This window comes from Vibrio nigripulchritudo ATCC 27043 (assembly GCF_000222685.1).
Lineage (GTDB): Bacteria > Pseudomonadota > Gammaproteobacteria > Enterobacterales > Vibrionaceae > Vibrio > Vibrio nigripulchritudo.
Map to the genome: position 1 here is coordinate 54,984 of NZ_AFWJ01000267.1, position 23,016 is coordinate 77,999.

Consider the following 23,016-nt stretch of genomic DNA (forward strand, 5'->3'; position numbering starts at 1 on the left):
CGGAATGTAACATATTTTACGACAAACCTCAGCGTTATTTGCCACGTTCAATCTCTCGTTGAACCTGAACCATCGATTTTGCCCATGGACCCAGTGCCTGAATGTCCAGAGACAATTCCGACACGGCATCCCTTGCCTGTTGAATGGTAGGAAAATCTTTATAAGTGACAATAAACCATTCCACACCATTGCGGATGGTTGGGTAAATTCGGACCTGTTCCTGAATCTGGTGCAAGTCTATGAATTCCTGTACTTCTTCTTTAGAAGTCAGTGCTGCCAACTGAAGGGTGTAGTTTCGGCTGGAAACCGCTGCCAGTTCTTCACGGGCGTAAGAGAAAGTCACCGCTTTCGGCGCTTCTTCGGCAGGCACGTCATCCTCTGCCAGCTGAACCTGTACCTGAGCCTGAGTTTCTTCCCGCGTAATGGCATCTTCTCTGGCATCATCAATCGCGGAATCAATCACGGTGATAGTCTGCGGTGGTCTTTCTTCCTGAAGCAACGCGTCGACAACATCCGAAGGTACGACAACACGTTTTCCTCCGTCGCTTTGCCCTACTTCAGCCGTTAAATCCGTAACCTGGGGGGGCAATGAAGCAAAATCATCTGTGCTTTCATCGTCAGCGGACGCTTCACTATTCCCTGAGGTGACATCATCCAGTTTTGTGCCAGGAGCCAACTCGCTACCCGCATCGGCAACCGTCCCTGTCTGACTATCTGAGCTTTCGTTTCCGGCTTGTTCGGTGGCAGCTAAATCGCGATCATCAAGTAAATTGGGTTGGCTAAGATACCACCAGTATCCTCCGCCAATCAGAAGAAGCAGTAACAAAATCACAATGGCAATACGAATCGGCGACTCTATGACCGAACGGATGATGATCCTTCTTTCCACTTTCTTATTCCCCAATTCCATTAGCTGCCCCGGAAATTTTTGTGTTTTAGCGACGGCTTTTCTGATCTTTTTCTTGGCGTCTTCTCCAACGGTATAACGCACCACCAGCGCTTCAGTAAAAGCGATGGCTTCATCAGCAGAAAGCGGTTCAATCTCTAAATCTATCGGCTTGGTTTCCTGACCATAACTGATGCGAGTCAGTATGTGCTCTAAGCTATCTCCTTTGGAAAACAGCACCACATTGACTGACCACTTAGGGTGATTTTGCGCCTCAATAACCAGCATCCACAATTCTGCCAGTAAGTCCTCACTAAGGAGTTCGGCGTCATCAACCACAAACACCACATCACAGGCTTCGTCACCGACCAAACGGGAAAAGCTATCGATGATGGCGTCGTGCTCATTAAACAGAGGGTCGGACACAATCTGATTGAGCATCATCGCACGTTGCTGCTCATCGGTTTGTGTGGGGAAACAAAGAAGAAGAGATTGATTTTTTTCGGATGCCCAAGCTTCCAAATATCGCTGGGCAAGCCAGGTTTTGCCTGAACCACTGACTCCATTGATGTTAATCAGGTTGGAGCCAAAACGAGTCAGGAGCTGCAATCGATCCAGCAGCTCGGTTTGTGTTTCTAATTCCAGTACTCGCAGTTCATGAGCAAGACTCATTGACGTCACCTTAGGTAATTGGCAGACGTATTACTCACTCACACGACATGCGTCGATCGCCTGCTCAATAACATGATTTGGAACATCTGAGACAACTTTTGACGTCCCGATACCCGTTGGCAGCACCAATCGGAGCTTGCCAGAAAGTACTTTTTTATCACGCATCATGTGTTTGATAAAGTCTTCAAAACTCATACTGTTAGGCGTGTGCACTGGCAAACGGGATTTCTTAAGTATAGAAAGGATTCGCTCAAACTGTTGCTCATCAATCATTCCCTGTAACAGCGCGGTCTTTGCAGCCATTACGGTTCCTGAAGAAACAGCTTCGCCATGCAACCAGTTCCCGTACCCAAGTTCTGCCTCGATGGCATGCCCAAACGTGTGACCTAAATTAAGCAACGCGCGAATACCAGACTCTTTTTCGTCCTGTTCAACAACGTCCGCTTTAATCTGACAACAACGGGCAATGGCGTAAGTAAGCGCTTCTTCTTCCAACGCATACAAACGCTCTAGGTTTTCTTCTAACCAAGCAAAAAATTCGCCATCGTAGATGATGCCGTATTTGATCACTTCGGCAATACCCGCAGCAAACTCACGCTCTGGAAGCGACTTCAAACAGTTGGTATCGATCACCACCGATTGAGGCTGATAAAAAGCACCAACCATATTCTTACCCAAGGCGTGATTCACGCCCGTTTTACCACCAACGGAAGAATCAACCTGAGAAAGCAGAGTCGTTGGAACCTGAATAAACTCAACACCACGTTGGTAACTGGCAGCAGCAAAACCAACCACATCACCAATCACACCGCCGCCCAGCGCAACAATCGTCACGTCGCGACCATAATTGCCTTCAAGCAGGAAGGTCATGATGGTATTGAAGGTATCGAGGTTTTTGTACTGTTCCCCATCCGGCAGCTCTAACAACTTGGTTTCATGTCCAAGTGATTCAAGCTTGCTTGTAATGGTTTCAGCATAAAGAGGAGCCACTGTTACATTACTGATAACAACGACTTTCTTTGAAGAGATGTTAGAAAAGTACGCCGAGTCATCAAATAACCCGGCGCCAATAGAAATTGGGTAGCTACGCTCACCAAGATCAACCGTAATCCGTTCCATGGTTTGCTCTCCGAAATTGAACTTAACGTTCTTCTAGCATTTTTACGATTTGGTTGGCTACTACTTTTGCACTTTGATCGTCGGTACGTACCACGTAATCAGCCACTTCTTCGTACAGACCGTTACGCTCGCCAGCCAAAGCTTCAAGTACGTCGCGAGGATTGTCAGTTTGCAGCAGAGGACGCTTTTTATCGCGGTTAGTGCGTGCAAGCTGTTTTTCAATAGTGGTTTCCAGATAAACCACGACGCCGCGAGCCGAAAGACGGTTGCGGTTTTCTTTACTTTTGACTGAGCCGCCACCTGTCGCCAGAACAATACCTTGTTGCTCTGTCAGATCATTGATGACCGCTTCTTCACGTTGGCGGAAGCCATCTTCACCTTCCACATCAAACACCCAAGCAATATCGGCGCCCGTGCGCTCTTCGATAACCGTGTCAGAATCAACAAACTCCATATGAAGTTGTTGAGCCAGGTGTCTACCAATTGTACTTTTGCCGGCACCCATTGGGCCAACAAGAAAAATATTACGTTTTTCAGCCATGTTCAGCAGTTATTTACAACGTTAATTCAATGACATCGCCTTGAAGTAAGCCGGATTGGCCACTGTATGAAAGCCTTCAAGGCACCTTTTCCTCACAGATAAATTCGTGATCAGACCCAAAATTATCTCAATTATGATGCCTCGAATGCAACCTTATTTTTTGTCGATGATTGAGAATTTACCCAAACCCTACTGTAGAACGACCTTTGGCGTAATGAAAATAAGGAGTTCGCTTTTTCCTAAATTTTCGTAGCTTCGGCGGAAAAGTGCACCTAACAGAGGTAAATCACCCAAAAGTGGCACTTTATCGACCGTATTTGTCACACTTTGTTGATAAATACCCCCAAGAACCACCGTTTCTCCATTGTCTACCAACACCTGAGTACCGATTCTTTGAGTTTCAATGGCCAGGGCTTCACCATTGCCTGTTTTTACGACTTTGCCGGGTCTGTCCTGAGTAACACTCAAATCCAGCACCAGTTTGTTGTCTGGGGTAATCTGTGGCGTCACCTTTAAGCTCAGCACAGCCTTACGGAATGCGACCGTAGTTGCACCGCTGGATGAAGCTTCAAGGTAAGGAATTTCTGTACCTTGCTCGATGTAGGCCGGTTTCTTGTTGGTGGTAATCAGTCTCGGGCTGGAGATGATTTCCGCTTTGTTTTCCGTTTGCAGAGCAGACAACTCCAAATCCAACAGAGTGTCAGAGCCAAGTTTTGCCACTTGGAACGCGATACTGGCTGCATTGGCATTTGTCGCCCCCAGGTTGACGGCAAGGAAATCATCAATACTGGTGCTGCCTCCACCTTCACCGCCGCCTTCGCCTCCAGAATCACCACCTGAGCCACCAGCCTGATAAAGACCGACCGTCGCGAGGTTATTTTCAATGGTCGCGCCCACAGAGTTTGGTCCACTTGTTGAACTGAAGCCCCAGCGGACACCCAACTCTTCAAGTTCACCTTCTGTGACAGTCACAATACGAGCTTCTATCTGAACCTGTTTAACAGGGATATCGAGAGATTCCACAATATCTTCAATAACGCTGATGTTTTCCGGTAAGTCGCGTACCAGAAGGGAATTGGTACGTTCATCAATGGAAATACTTCCGCGCTCAGAAAGCATGGAAATTTCACCGTCGCCGCCGATCATTTCCGCAATGTCAGACGCTTTGGCAAACTTTACTTCAACGATTTTGGATTCCAGCGTACCGAGCTCTTGCGCCAAGCGTTCTTGTTCAAGATCTTGCTGCTCTCTTTGGTCAAACTCTTCTTTTGGGGCAACCAGAATTACGTTGCCTTCAACACGCTTATCCAACCCTTTTACTTTCAGGATGATGTCTAGCACTTGCTGCCACGGCACATCATCCACCTTAAGCGTTAAGTTGCCTGTGACTGAGTCAGATACCACCAGGTTGAACCCGTTATAGTCAGCGATAAGCTGTAATACGCTTCGAACAGGGATGTCCTGGAAGTTAATAGAAATAAGCTTGCCTTCTTTTTCTAGAATGCTCGCCTGCTCTGGTTCGTCTTTGGGTTTCGCAGAGACGGTGATTTCCAGAAAACGATCCCTTAGGCGGTAGTCGTAGTTATAAGCCGCGTTTGTGCTGGCAAATAAACGTGTGTTAGAGCCCTCACGGAACACTTCCACATTTTCTACGCTGGTAGCAAAATCGGATACGTCGACCACGAAAAGCTTTTCGTCCACCACGCTGGTTTCATGCAGGGAGATGTTTAAGCCATCGGGCATCGGCTGAATGTCTACCGCTGCCGCATTCGATGCTAACTCCACGACCAGCAGAGCATGTTTTTCTTTACTGAGCCTAAAATCGATACCAACGAATTCGTTGGACTGGGCATGAACCCCGGTTGTCGAAAACAACCCGATAAAGATAAGCAGAGCACAACGATATATATGCGCCCGACAAAACTCCGCCATAGTTACTTCTTCCCTTCTAATCTTAATTCCTAAAATCTATTTCAACGCGAGCTTAACGTTACGCTGCTGCCAGCACCCCAACCCATCAGGCAAGGTTTCCTGAATGGTGAGATGCTTAGGTGTTATCTTGATGATCTTGCCGTTGTTCAGCCCGAGGTAGTGTCCTTTCTTCACTTTGACGACCTGACCGGTAGGCACCTGAATGATGCCCGAAACAGAGTTTCCACTTCCCATTACGCCTTTCAGTTGAAGCTGAGTGAGCGCAAAGCGTTCCAACTTGCCGTTTTTGCGTCGTGAAGAGGGCTGCCAGCAATCTTTAACCAGTGAAGGCTGAGTCTGAACGACCGCAATCTTAGGCAACGCAAACGGTGCCCGTGTCGCCAACGGGTTGAACTCACTAGCCTTAAAAGTTTGTTCTGCCTGCAGCTTTGATACTTGTGTTGAAGCACTTTGCTGCGTTTTTAAGATGAAATCCTGCAGCGGCTCCTGATTGGCGCGACATCCGGATAAAGCCACCACTACCATGATTCCCAATAGTGCTTTATTCATCGGTCACCTCCGGTTTGAACTGATAGGTGTACGCCCTTACCCTGAAGTGAAGGGTGCTGCTTTCCTGACTGACCCGCTGCCAGTCGACATCGTCGAAGTTTATGATCCGCGGTAGGTTGGCAATGGCCGCTGAGAACTTACCAATGTTTTCGTAAGTTCCGGTGAGTTCAATATTCAAAGGCAGACGATAAAGAAACTCCTGATTCTGCTTCTTACCCCAATCGATACGGGTAAACGTCAAACCGTGCTGAATACCCAGCTCGTTTACAGAAGCCAGCATGCTTGCCAACTCTTTCTGTTCAGGAAGCTGTTTTAACAGATAGTCATAACGGCTATTGAGTTCATCCAACTGCTCCTGCAATTTTGGCAGTGCCGCTACCTTATTGGTTTTGATAATCAGGGTGCTTTTGAGTGTCTGCTCTTTCTGCTTAAGCTGCTCAAGATCCGCTTTCATGGGAGAGAGATAAAACCAGCTGCCCACTCCTTGAAGAATCAGAAACAACAGTGCCAGCACTAAAATCTGTGCAACAAGCGGCCATTCCGGTAAGTCTTCGAAATCAAGTTCTTGCCAATCGATCATGATTTTTCTTCCTTGATAGGCGCAAAAATGAAGGATACTTTGAAGGTTTTAAATACTTTGCCAAACAACTTCTTACCCGAAACAATGGAGTGCATTTCCACATCTGCCAGCTTGGCGGAGCGCTCCATACTGTCGAGCATTGTGGTGATATTGGCTGTGCTGTCACTGATGCCATTCACTTCAACTTCAAAATCGTTCATTTCAATTTTGTCGACGTAAACACCCGGTGGAATGGTATCTGGCAGGTGGGACATGAAATCCGTGGTTTTGTTGCGCTTGATTTGAAGCGCCTCGACCGAGCGCAGTCGGGTAAGAATAGACTCGTGCTGATCACGAACCTCACTCAAACCGCGTAGTTGCTGGTCTAAGTAGGAGATGTGACGAGTCAGCTCAGCATTGCGTTCTTCCTGAACACTCATTTGCTGCGAGAAATAAACGCCAACGCCCCACTGCACCCCGACTGCGGCGAGTATCGCGGCAGCCAGATAGGAAAAAAACTGGCGGCGGTATCTGGCGCGCATTTCATCACGCCAGGGCAGTAAGTTAACGCTATGCATGGTGATTTCCTTTCAGCCATTCTACTCCACTGATCGCCAGCCCCATGGCCACACCATACGCGGCAGAATCAGACAACTGCTTTATCGACTTCTTAGTGCCGTTTTCCACTAAACCAAACGGGTTCAACTGTGCCACTTCAAGGGAAAGCTCGCTGCTCAGCATGTCCGCAATACCAACCAGATTGGCACCGCCACCACTGAGCCAGATTCCGTCTACGTTTTGCTGAGGATTAACGGAGTTATAAAGGCTAATGTGGCGCTGAAGCTTTTCGCCTAACTCTCTGACAAACCCTTGTGTAAGAGAGTCGCTGCTTAAAGAGATGGATTCAGAAACTTCTTGTGACTGAGCCACATTCTGGGTACCGAAAGGCACTTCTTTATAGAAAGGGGTTCTTCCCGCGGCAACCGTGCATAAAGACGTTTGATTCAATCCAATATCCACCAGCATCCATTGTCGGCGTTCCGGATGAACCTGGCTGGCAAGACGCCAGACTTTTAGCAGGCTGTTAGCGTGTACATCAACCGTCAACGGTTTTAACCCAGCCTTCGTTAATGCCGCAACTCGCGAATCGACCACTTCTTTACGAGTAGCATAAACCTGAAAGGTAGATGTGGTGCTGCGCGTGGTGACTTTTTGGTCCACTTCGAAGAAGTCTAAACTCAGCTCTTCCAGTGGAATGGGAGACTGCTGACCAAAAGCCTGATGAACGGCAAACTCTTGTTCTCTGCCATCCATATCCTGTTCAATTTGCAGAACTTTGCTGATAACAGCCTTGTCTGGTACGGAAACTGCGACTTGTTGACTAAAAAGAGGCAAGCCCTTTTTAAGTTCTTTGAGTTTCTTTACAATCTTCTGATAATCGAGCGTATGGTTTTCAGAGAAAATATCTTCGGGTACAGTAAGCTCATTATAACCAACAAGTTGCATTAGCTCGCCAATGGGTTTCATGGCGACAGCTTTGATACTGTGATGACCGAAATCGATGCCAACTACTAAAGATCTACCCATGGCGATTTGGCTCCTCAAAGAGTGTTACACTCGGCAAGTTGGAAAAAACGAGTTGATTAATACATATCCAAAAAATAATCCTGACGTTTTATCGCAGTAGCAATAGATATGTAACTAGATAGCCAAACTAAACAGGGATTCTCCGGTGAAGTTCATAAAGCATTTGTTAATATTTTCATTGGTTTGCACCATTTTGGGAGTGACCACAATTATTGGATTTTACTTTTACGTAAAGCCCGAACTCCCCGATGTGGCAACGTTGAAAGATGTAGAGCTGCAAACACCGATGCAAGTTTTCAGTGAAGATGGAAAGCTGATCTCACAATTTGGCGAAAAACGCCGTGTTCCTGTTGCTCATGATGACATTCCTCAAGAGCTCATTGATGCACTTATCGCGACCGAAGACAGCCGCTTTTATGATCACCCGGGTATTGACCCTATTGGTATTGTGCGTGCAGCCATTGTTGTAGCCACCACTGGCTCAGCAAAACAAGGGGCGAGTACCATTACTCAGCAGTTGGCAAGAAACTTCTTTCTGACCAATGAAAAGAAGATCATGCGAAAAATCAAAGAGATTTTTATCGCAATCCACATTGAGCAGCTTCTGACAAAAGAAGAAATTCTCGAACTTTACATCAACAAAATCTTCCTTGGTTACCGCTCTTACGGCTTCGGAGCGGCGGCGCAGGTGTATTTTGGTAAAGAATTGAATGAACTCAGTTTGAGTGAACTGGCGACATTGGCCGGTATGCCTAAAGCACCATCCAGCATTAACCCTATCCGTTCACTGGAACGTGCGACCAAACGTCGTAACGTTGTGCTGATGCGTATGCTGGAAGAAAAGTACATCACCAGAGAACAGTATGATAACGCTCGTGCAGAAACGATTGTCGCCAAGTATCACGGTGCTGAAATCCAGCTTAGCGCGCCTTATGCAGCAGAAATTGCGCGTGCCTGGGCTCTGGAAAACTACGGTGAAGATGCTTATACCTCTGGAATTCGTATCTACTTAACTGTTAATTCCAAGCTTCAGCAGGCGGCCAATGAGGCGGCGATCAATAACCTGCTTGGTTACGATGAGCGCCATGGCTATCGCGGCGCAGAAAAAGTGTTGTGGGAATCCGGTGAAGTGCCTTGGACCGAAGACAACATGCGCAAGCAGCTTAGAACGGTGCCTACTTACGGTAAGCTGATTCCGGCAATCGTGACTGAAGTGGGTGAAAAGTCGGCAAAGGTATACATCAAAAATCAGAACTACGCTTCTTTGGACTGGGATGCCATGAAATGGGCGCGCTCATTCAGAAGCGACAACCGTCAGGGCGCGGCACCAAAGAAAGCTTCAGACATTATGACTGCTGGCGAGCAAATCTGGGTACGTAAAATCTCTCTTCCTGCTACGGATGAGCAGCTAGAGCAACAGTCGACATGGAAGCTGGCTCAGGTGCCAGACGCAAACACAGCATTTGTTGCCATGAGCCCGAATGACGGTGCAGTCCTCTCGCTGGTGGGTGGATTTAACTTTGTCCATAGCAAATTTAACCGCGCAACTCAGTCCGTGCGTCAGGTCGGCTCCAGTATTAAGCCTTTCATCTATTCTGCTGCTATCGATCAGGGTCTGACGCTGGCGAGTCTGGTCAATGATGCGCCAATCAATCAGTGGGATAAAAGCCAGGGCACGGCGTGGCGACCAAAGAACTCTCCGCCTACATACACCGGTCCGACTCGTCTTCGAATTGGTTTAGCGCAGTCTAAAAACGTCATGGCCGTGCGCGTATTAAGAAGAGTGGGTCTCGATAACACCATTGATTACCTCACCCGTTTTGGGTTTGAAAAAGACCAGCTTCCGCGTTCTGAGACCATCGCACTGGGTGCGGGCAGTTTGACTCCCGTAAAAGTTGCTCAGGGCTTCTCGGTATTTGCAAACGGCGGTTACTTCGTTGACCCGTATTACATTGCTAAGGTTGAAGATGCGTTTGGTAACCCGATTTTTGAAGCCACTCCGAAGGTGGTCTGCCACTCCGATTGTCAGCAGGCAAAAACGGAGAATGAATTCAATGAGCAAGACGTTGATTCACCTTACGCACCTCAGGTTATTTCAGAGCAAACCGCTTTCCTAATGCGCGAAATGTTGTATAGCAACGTATGGGGTGGCGGTAACTGGCGTCAGGGTACAGGCTGGAACGGCACAGGTTGGCGTGCACAAAAGCTGGGGCGTCGTGATATCGGGGGTAAAACTGGTACCACTAACGACTCTAAAGACACTTGGTATAACGGTTATGCGCCGGGTATGGTTGCGGTTGCCTGGGTTGGGTTTGATAACCACCAGCGCGAACTGGGGCGCAGTGTCGCTAACCCGAACTTGGGTAAAGACCAGATCACTGGGGCTGAATCGGGAGCGAAAACCGCTCAACCTGCGTGGATTGAATTTATGAAAGTGGCACTGGAAGACATTCCAGTTGAAAGGAAGAAGCTGCCACCAAGTATTATTCGAACTCGGGTTGATCGTGAATCTGGCATGCTGACAAACAAATCGGACAGTTCAACCATGTTTGAATACTTCCGCCGGGGTACAGAGCCACGTGAATACGCGCACGACCCAATCAGCGAAGCCATTTACAGTGAAGATGGTGAAGAGCTGTTCTAATCCATTCCATTCGAATTAAAAAGGCGCTTACGCGCCTTTTTTAATGTCTTTTCATCTACACCAGCTCTGCAATACTGCCTGCCAGTTGCTCAAAGCGGTTGCGTAGCGGTGACCCGGGGCGATACACCAACACTATCTTTCGGCTGGGCTGCGGATTGCTAGCGCGCACATAGCAAACGCCATCGCGTTTCTTTTCAGAAGGCACTGACAACTCTGGCAACAAAGTGATTCCTCCTCCTGCCGCTACCATGTTTCTTAGCGTTTCAAGGCTGGTCGCTTTAAATCTTTCATCGTCTCTGGCACCAGCAGCAAAACAGAATCCCAGCGCCTGATCTCTTAAGCAGTGTCCATCCCCCAGTGCAAGCACAGTTTTGCCGTTGAGTTCCAGCATATCGATTTCATCTCGCTCTGCCCATTCATGGTCACAAGGCACCGCAACACTCATCGGCTCATCGTATAAAGCGAGTTCTTTAAAAGGGGCGGTTTCGGCAACGGAAGCCAGTACCAAACAGTCTAATCGTCCCTCTTCAAGCTGGCGTACCAACTGATGAGTCTGGGCTTCATGCAGAAATAACTCTAAGTCCGGAAACTGTTCTTTGAGATTTGGGATGATTTTTGGCAGAAGGTAAGGCCCGACTGTTGGAATGAATCCAATGTGCAGCGGTCCGCTCATCTCTTTGCCTTGCAGGGTGGCCATATCCGTGAATACCTTTACCTCACCGAGTATCCTCTTTGCCTGCTCGACGAGCTGTAAGCCTGCTTCCGTAAACAGGACTCTTCGACTGCTGCGCTCTAAAAGAGCCGTGCCCAGTTCATCTTCCAGCTTTCGGATCTGGCCACTTAACGTAGGCTGACTCACAAAACACGCTTCCGCAGCTTTACGAAAATGTTTGTGTTCAGCCAAAGCGACCAGGTACTCGAAATCACGAATATTCATTTTTCCACCCTAAATAGAAAATATCTATCAATACCATAACAATAAACGATTAGAACTATCAACACGATCGTTAAATAATGGACTCAACAAAACGAAACAGGCTGAACGAACAAAGGCCAACTACGCTGATTAAAGTCGGCTCACAGTAAGAATTCAAAAATCCATAGAGGAAACCAACATGTTCGCACCAAAAGAAGGTCAAACTGTACCACAGGTCACTTTTCCAACTCGCAAAGGCGATGCTTGGGTAAATGTTACAACAGATGAGCTTTTCAAAGATAAAACGGTCATCGTGTTTAGCCTGCCAGGTGCGTTTACACCGACTTGTTCATCCAGCCATTTACCTCGCTACAACGAACTGTTCCCTGTGTTCAGAGAACACGGTGTAGACGAGATTTTGTGTCTGTCGGTAAACGACACTTTCGTTATGAACGCATGGAAAGAAGACCAGGAAGCAGAGCACATTTCTTTCATCCCAGATGGAAATGGTGAGTTTACTGACGGCATGGGCATGCTTGTAGACAAAAATGACCTTGGTTTCGGTAAGCGTTCGTGGCGCTACAGCATGCTGGTGAAAAACGGCGTTGTAGAAAAAATGTTCATCGAACCAAACGAGCCAGGCGACCCATTCAAAGTATCGGACGCCGATACCATGCTGAACTACATTGCACCGAACTACAAAACACAGGAATCCATCACGGTATTCACTAAACCAGGTTGCCCTTTCTGTGCGAAGGCGAAACAAAATCTGATTGATAACGGTCTTCAGTATGAAGAAGTGATTCTGGGTAAAGACGCAACCACGGTTAGCCTGCGTGCCATTTCTGGACGTGCGACTGTTCCTCAAGTGTTTATCGGTGGTAAGCATATCGGTGGCAGTGAAGAACTAGAGAGCTTCCTACTTAAATAAGTACTCACTACGTGTTTAAGCAATTTACCTAGTTTAAGCCCGGATTTTCCGGGCTTTTATTTCGATACCCGACCCAAACAATACGAGAACCCATTATGAAACAATTGAATGTTGATGTAGCAATCATTGGCGGCGGCACAGCGGGGCTTGGCGCTTATCGTACGGCGAAAGCACACACTAACAGTGTCGTTATGATTGAAGGCGGTCTTTATGGCACAACCTGTGCTCGCGTAGGTTGTATGCCATCTAAATTGCTCATTGCTGCTGCAGAAAGTGTTCATCAGATCGAAAAAGCCCCGGGCTTTGGTATTCACCCTCAAGGTGAGATTGTGATCAATGGTCGTGAAGTGATGGATCGGGTAAAGCGCGAACGCGATCGCTTTGTTGGGTTTGTACTTGAAGGGGTAGACGAAATCCCTGCCGAAGACAAAATTGCAGGCTACGCTAAGTTCTCCGATGACAACACTCTGATCGTCGATGATCACACAGAAATTAAAGCTCAGCGTATTGTCATCGCAACCGGTTCTCGTCCAGCTTATCCACCAGTCTGGAATGAACTTGGCGATCGACTGATCGTTAACGATGACGTATTTGACTGGGATGATCTGCCAGGCTCCGTTGCGGTTTTCGGACCGGGCGTCATTGGACTGGAACTGGGCCAGTCTCTGCATCGATTAGGTGTGGATGTGAAGCTATTTGGTCTGGGTGGACAAGTAGGGCCGTTGACCGATCCAGAAGTAATGGCGTATGCAAATAAGGCTTTCAGCGAAGAGTTCTATCTGGATGCCGATGTCAAAGTCGAAAGCATGAAACGCGTGGATGACCATGTCGAGATCCAGTTCATAAATCACGATGGGGATCTGGAAACGTTCAAAGCGGATTACGTGCTTGCTGCAACGGGACGTCGCCCGAATGTCGATAAGTTGGATCTGCAAAATACTTCGGTTGAACTGGATGATCGCGGCGTACCTAAAGCGGATCACTACACCCTACAAACTTCTGCAGAAAATATTTTCATTGCTGGCGACGCAAGCAATCAGATCCCACTGCTTCATGAAGCGGCGGATCAGGGTCGTATTGCAGGTGATAACGCAGGTCGATTCCCAGATATTCGTGCTGGTCTTCGTCGCTCCGCGATCTCTGCTGTGTTCTCTGACCCTCAAATTGCGATGGTAGGCGAAACATACAGCCAGATTACCAAGCGCTTGGGCGATTGCGGATGTTTTGCGACGGGTGAAGTGTCGTTTGAAAATCAAGGTCGTTCCCGCGTTATGCTCCGCAATAAGGGCGTTCTGCATGTGTACGGTGAGCAAGGTACTGGTCGCTTCCTAGGCGCTGAAATGATCGGTCCGAATGCTGAACATCTGGCACACCTGCTGGCTTGGGCACATCAAAACAAGATGACTATTTCTGACATGCTGGACATGCCTTTCTATCATCCGGTCATTGAAGAAGGGGTTCGTACCGCGCTACGTGACCTGAACGCCAAGTTGCATCTGGGTCCTGAGATGATTAAGCACTGTCTGGATTGCGGTCCAGGCTGTTAAGACTCTATTTCCGATACTAGCGATTACAATAATAACTAAGGGTCTGTTGACCTTTCGAGCTGATTTTTGCAGCGATTTGTGGATTCTTTATACAAGGCAACGCTTATTCGGTGTAGTCCCTCTACATCAATAAGCGGTAACACAGTAGAAAGGAGCCACAAATGCTGCCCGAAGGGTTCGTTTCTATGTGCTTTACTCTTTGTTGCAAGGTATTTGCTTAGAATGACTAAGCTAAAGACCTTGCGCCGCGATTAAAACACATAGAACTCGAACAAAATTTAACCGCGAAAGGTCAACAGACCCTACTCTAAGTCCCCTTTTCCCCTGACTTTTTTCTCCAGAGTCAGGGGCTTTTCACATTAATTTCATCTAAATATCGACTTTCATCTCTTCGATATACCATACGATTAGCTATACTAATTACAGGATTTGTTTAGTAAAAAATGGCAATTTATGGCTTGTCAGTCATGTCAGGAACACTGGTTCTGGAAAAAAATCGGTCGTTGCCAGCGATGCCTGGATCAGCTTGCCGTTCTATCGGTTATATGCTGGATTATCTGGTGGGTTGCATTCAGAGAATCCCCAAAAAGCATTGAGTCGCTCTCGTTGATCATGGCGGGATTCGCCTTTAACTTCTTGCTTGCATTGCATTTGTGGATGAGATTTGTGATCTTCCCTTGGCAGGAACGCAGTAAAAAACCGCGCTAAATAGCGCGGTTTTCATTTTGACTGATTTCTATTTTGTCAGCTTCAAAGCTTCATCAATCACGTGGTAAATGTAATTTTGCTCAACCACTCCCTGGAATAGCCAGGCTTGCGGTCCGCGAGCAAAAATAGCCACGTCTTCACCAGAGTGCGTTTCAGAACTCAACTTCACCAGCGCCTGTTGTAAGTAGCCTAACTTTTGTACGTCTTTTTCTGTCAAATCGGTTCGACCACCTTCCACTGCACCCGGTCCATTACCATAAGCCAGTGTGGTGTAGTTCTTACCAAATTCGTCTTTGTTGAGCTTACCTTTAGAACGGGACAAGCCAAGGATTGGGTTGCCGCGCTCGGCATAACCGTTAGAAATCAATGTGTGAGCGTGGTCAGCGGTCACAATGATCAAGGTATCTTTCGGATCTGTCATTTCCAGTGCCGCTTTGATAGCACGGTCATATTCCACCGTATCTTCCAAAGCACGAGCTGCATTACCTGCGTGGTGGGCATGGTCAATTCGTCCAGACTCCACCATCAACAAGTAGCCCTTGTTATTGTTTTTCAGAATCTCGATCGCTTTCGATGTCATTTCTGCCAGTGAAGGCTCTTTGTTTTCTTTGACACGATCCGCTTCGTACTGCATGTGACTGCTCTCAAACAACCCGAAAGCACGCTGGGTGTTACCGCTCAGCTTATCGAATCCTGTGCGATCATAAACGTAGTTACCTTCTGGGTAGCGCTGTTGCCACTCATCAACCAAGTTACGACCATCTTTACGCTTACCTTTTTTACCTTCTGGATCCGTCATGGTGTTAGGTATGAATTCTCGACGACCGCCACCAAATGCCACCTGGAACCCATCACCGTAACCAAAGTTAACGAACTGATGAGCGATGTCTGTACACCCGGTGTCTTTGGCAATGTTGGTCAGCTTTCCGTCGTTCTCCCAGTTGCGATCTGCGCTGTGAGCGTAAGTGGTAGCAGGTGTGGCGTGCGTTAAACGCGCAGTAGATACAACCCCCAGCGACAACCCTTTTTCCGCTGCCATCTGGAACGCTGTTTTCACTTCATTGCCTTTCTGGGTGTTACAGAAACCGCGCTGCACATTGTCATTCACATTGATGATACCGGCTTTGGTTTTCACCCCGGATACCATGGCTGTTGCTGTACCCGCCGAGTCAGGAGTTTGCATGTCCGTATTGTAGGTTTTGGATAGCGCTGTATGTGGCAGTCGCTCCATAGCCAGAACGTACTCTTCACCCTTTTCACCTTGTTGCTGACCAGCATAGATGCGCGCCGCAGTGATTGTGCCGACACTCATGCCATCCCCTACAAACAGGATGACGTTTTTGGCTGGTCCATCAATGGGTTTACGCTCTTTCGCAGCGGCAATGGCGCTTTTAGCTTCCTTGTACCAAGAATCTGATTGCTGAGGAACATTAGCGTATGTCGTGCCCGCAGCGATTAAGCTTGCTGCCAGCAGTGAGATTTGAAGTCCTTTCACGGGAAGTCTCCGAAGTCTATGATTAGTAACGGGCTAACTTTAAATTCCGAAAAGAACGCGTAGGTATCAAACTGGTGAATGTTTCATGAAAGTTTCATGAAAATGCAATGTTATAACAAATCATTAAAAGTAGGATGATTTTGAGATTGAGCTGGAACAGAAAAAGAAAAAGCCCCTAAACCAAATTTGGTTAGGGGCTTTCTTAGATTCATCTAAGAAAAAGCAGTGGTACAAATATGACCGCGCTTTCTCTCAATAAGTTCCCAAAAAAGATCAATTTTCTTTAAAAAGATCTGAGCTGATTCAAAAACCGTTGCCAATCACAAAGTTATGCAACACTTGCCTTAGTGATCACTTGTTCTGCAAGGTTGATCTCTAGTGCAACTTCATCACAGGCATGCGTTCTTGGGCATTGATCACAATCCTTCAGTACTTTCTCTGGAAGCAGAGATTTGGACGTCGGAATGAAGTTGTACTTCATGAAGAATTCAGGCACACGAGTCAGAACAAAAACTTTCTTGATTGCCATCTGACGCGCTTTTTCAACTAAGTGAGCCACAATAGCACTGCCCTGTCCCTGACCTTGCCAGCCAGCTTCTACACCAAGAGTGCGAATTTCTGCCAGCCCGGAATCATAAACATAAAGTGATCCACAACCGGTGACTTCGCCCTGATGCTCGGCTACCGCAAACGAACCGATATCTCTGACCAGTTCATTTCGGTTACGTGGCAAGTTTTCACCCAACCCAGCCCAGTAAGCCACCATGCCGTCTAACGCATCGATGTCAGTCAGACGCGCCGCACGTACTTTCACTCCAGAAGCGTCGCGCTGAGACAAACGCTGCTGCGCCTGATCCACGGCATAAGCCACCTGAGTTGGAGAGACACCACCCAAAGCGGAGCGCTTTTCAAGGCAAGATTCGATAGTAAGAATGTCATAGACATCCTCTTCAATGACCTCGGAGAATTCTTTGAGCTCAGAAATAGACAGCTCTTCCAACGCACACCCTTTGGCAATGGCTGCAACCACAGCTACACCGACAATATGGTGCGCCTCACGGAACGGGATGTCTTTCGCAACCAGATAATCCGCAAGCTCTGTTGAATTGGCATAACCTTGTTTTGCTGCTTCCAGTGTGCGCTCGCCGTTTACTTTGATGCCGTCGAAACACAGTGCTGCCATTTCCATACACTCATTCCAGGTGTCTAACGCGTCGAATAAGCCTTCTTTGTCTTCCTGCATGTCTTTGTTGTAAGCCAGCGGAAGGGCTTTCACGGTCATCATCATGCCCGCCATGGAGCCGTATACACGACCACATTTACCACGGATCAATTCAAGTGCATCCGGGTTTTTCTTTTGCGGCATCAGAGAGGAACCGGAAGTCACGGTGTCTGCTAACTCAATGAAATTCGATTCACCCGAGTTGTAGAAGATCATGTCTTCTGCCAGACGGGAAAGGTGCAGCATAGAAATGGACGCAACAGACATTAGCTCCATCACGTGGTCGCGATCAGATACAGAATCTAGGCTGTTTCTGGTCGCACGGCGAAAACCTAAGCTGTGAGCCAGTTTTTCACGATCCATTGGGTAAGCGGTTCCTGCTAAAGCACCTGAACCCAACGGGCAAGTATCCAAACGCTTAATGGCATCAGACAGGCGAGAATAATCACGCTCGAACATTTCGACGTACGCAAGGCACCAGTGAGCAAAGGTCACAGGTTGTGCACGCTGAAGGTGCGTATAACCAGGAAGTACGGTGCCCTGATGCTCTTTCGCCACTTCGACCATTTGACCTTGCAAACGATCCAGCGCCATCAAAAGTTGATGACCTTGCTGGCGGCACCAAAGCTTAAGATCCGTTGCCACTTGGTCGTTACGAGAACGCCCTGTGTGCAGTTTCTTACCCAAGTCACCTACTTTTCCAATCAACTGCTGTTCAACCCAGCTGTGAATGTCTTCGGCATCAGAGCGCAAGATCTTCTCTGGGTTTTCCATGACTTCCAGCTTCAACTCATTCAGAGCCAGCTCTAATTTCTGCTGTTCGCCTTCAGAAAGGACGCCAACGGAAAGCAGTGCTTTGGACCAAGCAATGGATCCAACAATGTCTTGCTCCGCCAATCGGTAATCGAATCGCAAGGAGTCATTGAATTGTTTGAATCTGGTGTCTGCTGCTTGGGTAAATCTCCCGCCCCATAATGCCATGGCGTCTCTCCTGAGTTGTGGCTCTGAGTGTTCTCAGAGCCGCATTGCTGCGTGTAATTAGCTTAAAAGTAGGGTCTGTTGACCCTAAATACTGTGAAAAAGTGGTGCTCGATTATTTTTTGTTTTCATTCAGTGCACGGATACGACTCGCCAGAGAATACAGACGAATGAATCCGCCTGCGTGGCTTTGGTCGTACACTTCGTCTTCACCGAATGTCGCAAATTCTTCCGAATACAAGCTGTTGTCTGAACGCTTCTGAGTCACCGTTGCCTGACCTTTGTACAGCTTGATCACCACTTCGCCGTTCACATCTTGAGCCAACTCTTCTGTTGCTGCAAGAAGGGACTTACATAGTGGTGTGAACCAGCGACCATCGTAAACAAGATGAGAAGCCTTCAAACCTAGCTCTTCACGGAATTCATAAGAGGCTTTGTCTAGCACCAGTTGTTCAACGGCACGCAGCGCTTCCATGATGATGGTGCCGCCCGGAGTTTCGTAACAACCACGCGATTTCATACCAACCAGACGGTTTTCTACGATATCGATACGACCGACACCATGCTTAGCACCTTTTTCATTCAGGTAAACCAACGCGTTGTATGGCGTCATCGCTTCACCGTCAACGGCAACTACCGCGCCTTTTTCCACTTTCAGCGTCACGCTTTCAGATTCGTTTGGTGCTTGCTCTGGGTCTACCGTCCATACCCAGCAATCTTCGTTTGGTGCATTCCACGTGTCTTCAAGAACGCCACCTTCAGTTGAGATGTGCCACGCGTTGGCATCACGAGAATAAATCTTGGTCAGAGAAGCAGTACATGGGATGTTGCGCTCTGCCAGATAATCCAGACACTCTTCACGACTTACCAAATCCCACTCACGCCATGGCGCAATCACATGAAGATCCGGTGCAAGTGCTGCAAACGCACCTTCAAAACGCACCTGATCGTTACCTTTACCCGTACAGCCGTGACACAAAGCATCTGCGCCCACTTTACGTGCCACCTCAACCTGAGCTTTAGCAATGATTGGACGTGCCATAGACGTACCCAACAGGTATTTGCCTTCGTACAGCGCACCCGTTTTCAGTGTCGGGTAGATGTAGTCAGCGACCATCTCTTCTTTCAGGTCAGCGATGTAACATTCAGATGCACCAGACGCTTTAGCTTTCTCTTCGATGCCTTCCAGCTCTTCTTCGCCCTGACCGACATCCGCAACGAATGCTACAACTTCACAGTCATAGTTTTCTTTCAACCATGGAATGATCACTGACGTGTCCAGACCGCCAGAGTACGCTACAACTACTTTATTTACGTTTACTTTGCTCATTTTACTTCTCCTAATCCCTGGGTCTGCACTTGGCGGTCAGCGCCCAAAAGGTCATACAATATTCGTTTTATTCGGGTAGAAACTGGGTACCAATGTTGATGCCCGCAAATAATTCGGTGAGTTTTTCAGGGTAGCGCCACGTGGCTACCTGGATTGGACGCCCTAAGTCGTTTGCTGCTTGCAGCGCCGCATGCACTTTTACAATCATGCCGTCGGTAATAACTTTGCCTTCAATTAACTGCTCCGCTTCGGTTTTATCCAAGCTGCTCAGTAGATGTCCTTTGCCATCCAGCACACCACTCACGTCTGAAAGCAGAACCACTTCAGCATCCAAAGCACCAGCAACAGCAACGGCAGCTTGGTCGGCATTCACGTTCATGAGCTGACCTTCATTGGTCATGCCAATGGAACTGATGATGGCAATCGCACCCGTATTCATGACGGCTTGCAAAACCTCTGGGTTGCCCGGTGTGGCATTCCCTACCGCGCCCAGTTCTGGGTCCAGCTCTGTTACGTCACACAACCCGCCATCCGCCAAGCTTAAGCCAACGGCTTTTACGCCCGATTTAATGGCTTCGCCTTGCAGCAATTTATTGGCAGTACCAGCTAAAGCACCGGCGATAACAGGAATCTGGTCGTAAGGAGTGACACGCAGTCCGTCTTTTTTCACGGTTTCCAACTGGAGTTTGCCCATCAGATCGTCCACCAGATAGCCGCCGCCATGAACTATTACAATCGCTCGCTGCGCTGACTGCTGATAATCCTTGATGGCACCAAACAATTTTCCCAGCGTTTCGCTGCACTCTAATGCGGCTCCGCCCAGTTTCACGACAAGTGGATTTTGTGTACTCATCATCAAATTCCTTATATCAGTGCTGTCAGTGGCTCATAGCCAAAACGCAGGTTAAGGCATTGCATTGCCTGACTGGATGCGCCTTTCAAAAGGTTATCTATTGCTGAAACCACAATGACGTGCTCGCCCTGTACCTTCCAGCCCAAGTCGTTAAACGGCGTGTTTTCGACTTGCTGAATCGCTGGTAACTTGTCACCGAATAAACGTACTGCAGGTTTGTCGCCATAAGCATTGTGGAAGGCGTCAGCGACGGCTTGCTCAGTCACACCTGCTTTTAGCTTCATAGTAATAGTCGCCAGAATGCCACGCTTAAAGTTGCCAAGGTGTGGCGTGAAGATGACGTCACAACCCAAGTGAGACGCAATTTCTGGTTGGTGACGGTGCGCAAATACACCATAAGCCTGCATGGACACTTCGCAGAAGCTATTGGTCATTGTCGCTTTTCTGCCTGCGCCAGATACACCGCTGGTCGCGTTAATCACTGGCCATTGATTGGTGTCGACTAATCCTGCATTCAGCAATGGTTTAATAGCCAATTGGGAAGCCGTTGGATAACAACCCGGAACAGCAACGAGTTGTGCTTCGGCGATATCGGCTTCATTCCATTCAGCTAGCCCGTAAGCAGCTTTATCTAACCACTCTGGATTACTGTGCTCGAAGCCATAAAAAGTCGGGTAAAAATTTTCTTTCTGAACACGGTATGCGCCGGACAAATCAAAAACGGTGCACCCTTGTTCTAACAAAGTCGGCGCTAAGTCGTGGCTGACTTCGTGGGCGGTAGCAAGAAAAACGACATCAGAGTCTTTAGCCACTGCCTCAATATCAGTAAGAGGTGTTACAGGCATATCCACGACACCGGTCAGTTTTTTGTGTAGCTCTGAGACAGGCTTATTTGCGTCGACACTATTGGCGGACACATACAAACCTGATAGCTTGAGATTCGGGTGTTTGGCAACCATTAAGGCAAGTTCTGCCCCTGTATATCCGCTGGCACCAATGATCGTGGTTTTTAACATCTGCAACACATCCAATTCGAGGGTCACTTCATTTTGTTAAAAGTGACTATCCATACTTGATTATTAGCTCAATTTGAGTTTTTATTCACTTATTGTGATTTAATATGTGTTTTATCGTTTTCAGCTTTATCTGTCAACAGTGGAAGTGAAGTTAATATGCAATTACCTGGTTTTATCGATATCTACGGTGGCTTAATTTCCACCTCTTCTATTAGCTCAAGTGATCCAAGTTGGGATGAAGGGAACAGTGAAGTTATTGCCAAGCTGGCTACCTGGTTTGAAGATCTGGGGTTTGAGACCCAGGTTGTCGAGGTAGAAAAAGGCAAACACAACCTGATTGCCAAGATGGGGAAAGGAGAAGGTGGTCTTTTACTAGCAGGGCATACGGATACCGTTCCTTTCGATGAAGGGCGATGGAATTACGACCCACACGCACTAACCGAAGCCAACGATCGCTTTTATGGTTTGGGCACAGCAGATATGAAAGGTTTTTTTGCTTTTATATTAGAAGCAGTAAAAAAGACAGACTGGAGCCAGCAAGCCAAACCTCTTTACGTATTGGCAACCTGTGACGAAGAAACCACCATGCTTGGTGCAAGACACTTTACCGAAGATGCTCCCTTCAAACCGGACTATTGCATCATTGGGGAACCAACCAGTCTCGTCCCGATTCGTGCGCACAAAGGTCACGTCGCAAATGCCATTCGCGTAACGGGTCACTCGGGTCACTCTTCAAACCCTGCACTTGGTGTAAACGCCATTGAAGTCATGCATGAGGTGTTGTTTGCTTTAATGAAGCTGCGCGATGACCTGATTAAAGCGTACCATCACCCTGGTTTTGATATTCCCAACCCAACTTTAAACCTTGGGCACATTCATGGTGGAGACAGCGCCAACCGAATTTGTGGATGCTGCGAGCTGCACTACGATGTTCGCCCTCTTCCGGGAATCAGCTTAGATGGCTTAGACAATATGCTGCGAGAAGCGCTCAAAGAGGTCGAAGCCAAATGGCCGGGCAGAATAGAAATTAAACCACTGCATGAACCCATACCGGGCTATGAGTGCGATCACGAACATCCGTTTATAGAAGGCATGGAGCAAATTTGCGAGCAGCCTAGCGAAACCGTGAATTACTGCACTGAAGCACCATTTCTTCAACAACTCTGCCCGACTCTAGTGTTAGGTCCAGGTTCCATTGACCAGGCTCACCAGCCTGATGAGTTTCTGGCGTTTGAATTTATCGACCCAACCATCAAGATTCTCGACAAAGCCATTCATCAATACTGTTTCTAAACATTTCAGAAAGTTATTAATGGGAGCGACCTTATTCGCTCCCTTTTTAACCACGCCTAAACCTGATTGCAGCAAGCCTCAGCAAAAATTGAAAGAAAATTTCACAATGCAGTTACATTGACCGTATCAAAAGTGAGCAATATCAATAGTTGCTCGAAATCAGCCCTTTCAGTGTCGGATTATTTGACTCACGCCAAACAATTTCGCTAGATTGTGTCCTTACACACAACAACGGATG

General features: G+C 47.7%; 19 protein-coding genes. 5 read left to right on the forward strand and 14 right to left on the reverse strand.

Annotated elements, in window-relative coordinates:
* Positions 1–34: 34 nt before the first annotated feature.
* The 8 genes from RH89_RS18460 to pilM form a co-directional block, all read right to left on the reverse strand.
* The gene (locus RH89_RS18460; protein ID WP_004405320.1) at positions 35–1,558 is read right to left on the reverse strand and encodes an AAA family ATPase; all 1,524 of its coding nucleotides are present in this window, start codon (positions 1,556–1,558) and stop codon (positions 35–37) included.
* 30 nt (positions 1,559–1,588) lie between these two features.
* Positions 1,589–2,677 (reverse strand): 3-dehydroquinate synthase, encoded by a 1,089-nt coding sequence (aroB, locus tag RH89_RS18465; protein WP_004405321.1) that lies wholly within the window; start codon positions 2,675–2,677, stop codon positions 1,589–1,591.
* A 22-nt stretch (positions 2,678–2,699) separates the two neighbouring features.
* A complete protein-coding gene (aroK, locus tag RH89_RS18470; RefSeq protein ID WP_004405322.1) occupies positions 2,700–3,218 on the reverse strand; it encodes a shikimate kinase AroK in 519 nt (172 codons plus the stop codon).
* 189 nt (positions 3,219–3,407) lie between these two features.
* Complete coding sequence (locus tag RH89_RS18475) at positions 3,408–5,150, reverse strand: type IV pilus secretin PilQ (RefSeq protein ID WP_004405324.1); 1,743 nt, start codon at positions 5,148–5,150, stop codon at positions 3,408–3,410.
* Positions 5,151–5,186: 36 nt separating this feature from the next.
* Positions 5,187–5,699 (reverse strand): pilus assembly protein PilP, encoded by a 513-nt coding sequence (locus tag RH89_RS18480; protein ID WP_004405327.1) that lies wholly within the window; start codon positions 5,697–5,699, stop codon positions 5,187–5,189.
* On the reverse strand, positions 5,692–6,279 hold the full coding sequence (locus RH89_RS18485; protein ID WP_004405328.1) for a type IV pilus inner membrane component PilO: 588 nt from the start codon (positions 6,277–6,279) through the stop codon (positions 5,692–5,694). Before RH89_RS18485 ends, RH89_RS18480 begins: the two co-directional genes overlap by 8 nt.
* Positions 6,276–6,836, reverse strand: a complete 561-nt coding sequence (locus RH89_RS18490) for a PilN domain-containing protein (protein ID WP_004405329.1) — start codon at positions 6,834–6,836, stop codon at positions 6,276–6,278. Before RH89_RS18490 ends, RH89_RS18485 begins: the two co-directional genes overlap by 4 nt.
* Positions 6,829–7,845: a type IV pilus assembly protein PilM gene (gene pilM, locus RH89_RS18495; protein ID WP_004405331.1), complete on the reverse strand. Its 1,017-nt coding sequence runs from the start codon at positions 7,843–7,845 to the stop codon at positions 6,829–6,831. The genes RH89_RS18490 and pilM overlap by 8 nt, the downstream gene beginning before the upstream one ends.
* A 145-nt stretch (positions 7,846–7,990) precedes the next feature.
* On the opposite strand from pilM, the gene RH89_RS18500 reads away from it, so the two are divergent.
* A complete protein-coding gene (locus RH89_RS18500) occupies positions 7,991–10,489 on the forward strand; it encodes a penicillin-binding protein 1A (protein ID WP_004405333.1) in 2,499 nt (832 codons plus the stop codon).
* Between the two features lie 55 nt (positions 10,490–10,544).
* Here the strand turns inward: RH89_RS18500 and oxyR are convergent, their stop codons facing one another.
* Entirely contained in the window at positions 10,545–11,426 is an 882-nt protein-coding gene (oxyR, locus tag RH89_RS18505) for a DNA-binding transcriptional regulator OxyR (RefSeq protein ID WP_004405335.1), read from the reverse strand.
* A 178-nt stretch (positions 11,427–11,604) separates the two neighbouring features.
* On the opposite strand from oxyR, the gene RH89_RS18510 reads away from it, so the two are divergent.
* The 3 genes from RH89_RS18510 to RH89_RS18520 all read left to right on the forward strand — a co-directional run bounded on the left by RH89_RS18510 (position 11,605) and on the right by RH89_RS18520 (position 14,591).
* A complete protein-coding gene (locus RH89_RS18510; RefSeq protein ID WP_004405337.1) occupies positions 11,605–12,336 on the forward strand; it encodes a glutathione peroxidase in 732 nt (243 codons plus the stop codon).
* Between the two features lie 95 nt (positions 12,337–12,431).
* A complete protein-coding gene (locus RH89_RS18515; protein WP_004405339.1) occupies positions 12,432–13,883 on the forward strand; it encodes a dihydrolipoyl dehydrogenase in 1,452 nt (483 codons plus the stop codon).
* A gap of 453 nt (positions 13,884–14,336) precedes the next feature.
* A complete protein-coding gene (locus RH89_RS18520) occupies positions 14,337–14,591 on the forward strand; it encodes a DUF3624 domain-containing protein (protein ID WP_004405342.1) in 255 nt (84 codons plus the stop codon).
* 28 nt (positions 14,592–14,619) lie between these two features.
* On the opposite strand, the gene RH89_RS18525 is transcribed toward RH89_RS18520, so the two are convergent.
* The 5 genes from RH89_RS18525 to argC form a co-directional block, all read right to left on the reverse strand.
* The gene (locus RH89_RS18525) at positions 14,620–16,086 is read right to left on the reverse strand and encodes an alkaline phosphatase family protein (protein WP_004405344.1); all 1,467 of its coding nucleotides are present in this window, start codon (positions 16,084–16,086) and stop codon (positions 14,620–14,622) included.
* A 328-nt stretch (positions 16,087–16,414) separates the two neighbouring features.
* Positions 16,415–18,289 carry an argininosuccinate lyase gene (gene argH, locus RH89_RS18530; RefSeq protein ID WP_004405346.1) on the reverse strand — a complete coding sequence of 625 codons (1,875 nt, stop codon included), beginning with the start codon at positions 18,287–18,289 and terminating at the stop codon, positions 16,415–16,417.
* Positions 18,290–18,401: 112 nt separating this feature from the next.
* A complete protein-coding gene (locus RH89_RS18535; protein ID WP_004405348.1) occupies positions 18,402–19,616 on the reverse strand; it encodes an argininosuccinate synthase in 1,215 nt (404 codons plus the stop codon).
* Positions 19,617–19,683: 67 nt separating this feature from the next.
* The gene (argB, locus tag RH89_RS18540; RefSeq protein WP_004405350.1) at positions 19,684–20,469 is read right to left on the reverse strand and encodes an acetylglutamate kinase; all 786 of its coding nucleotides are present in this window, start codon (positions 20,467–20,469) and stop codon (positions 19,684–19,686) included.
* A gap of 11 nt (positions 20,470–20,480) precedes the next feature.
* Positions 20,481–21,485 (reverse strand): N-acetyl-gamma-glutamyl-phosphate reductase, encoded by a 1,005-nt coding sequence (gene argC / locus RH89_RS18545; RefSeq protein WP_004405351.1) that lies wholly within the window; start codon positions 21,483–21,485, stop codon positions 20,481–20,483.
* A 156-nt stretch (positions 21,486–21,641) separates the two neighbouring features.
* On the opposite strand from argC, the gene argE reads away from it, so the two are divergent.
* On the forward strand, positions 21,642–22,778 hold the full coding sequence (gene argE / locus RH89_RS18550) for an acetylornithine deacetylase (protein ID WP_004405354.1): 1,137 nt from the start codon (positions 21,642–21,644) through the stop codon (positions 22,776–22,778).
* Positions 22,779–23,016: the final 238 nt, after the last annotated feature.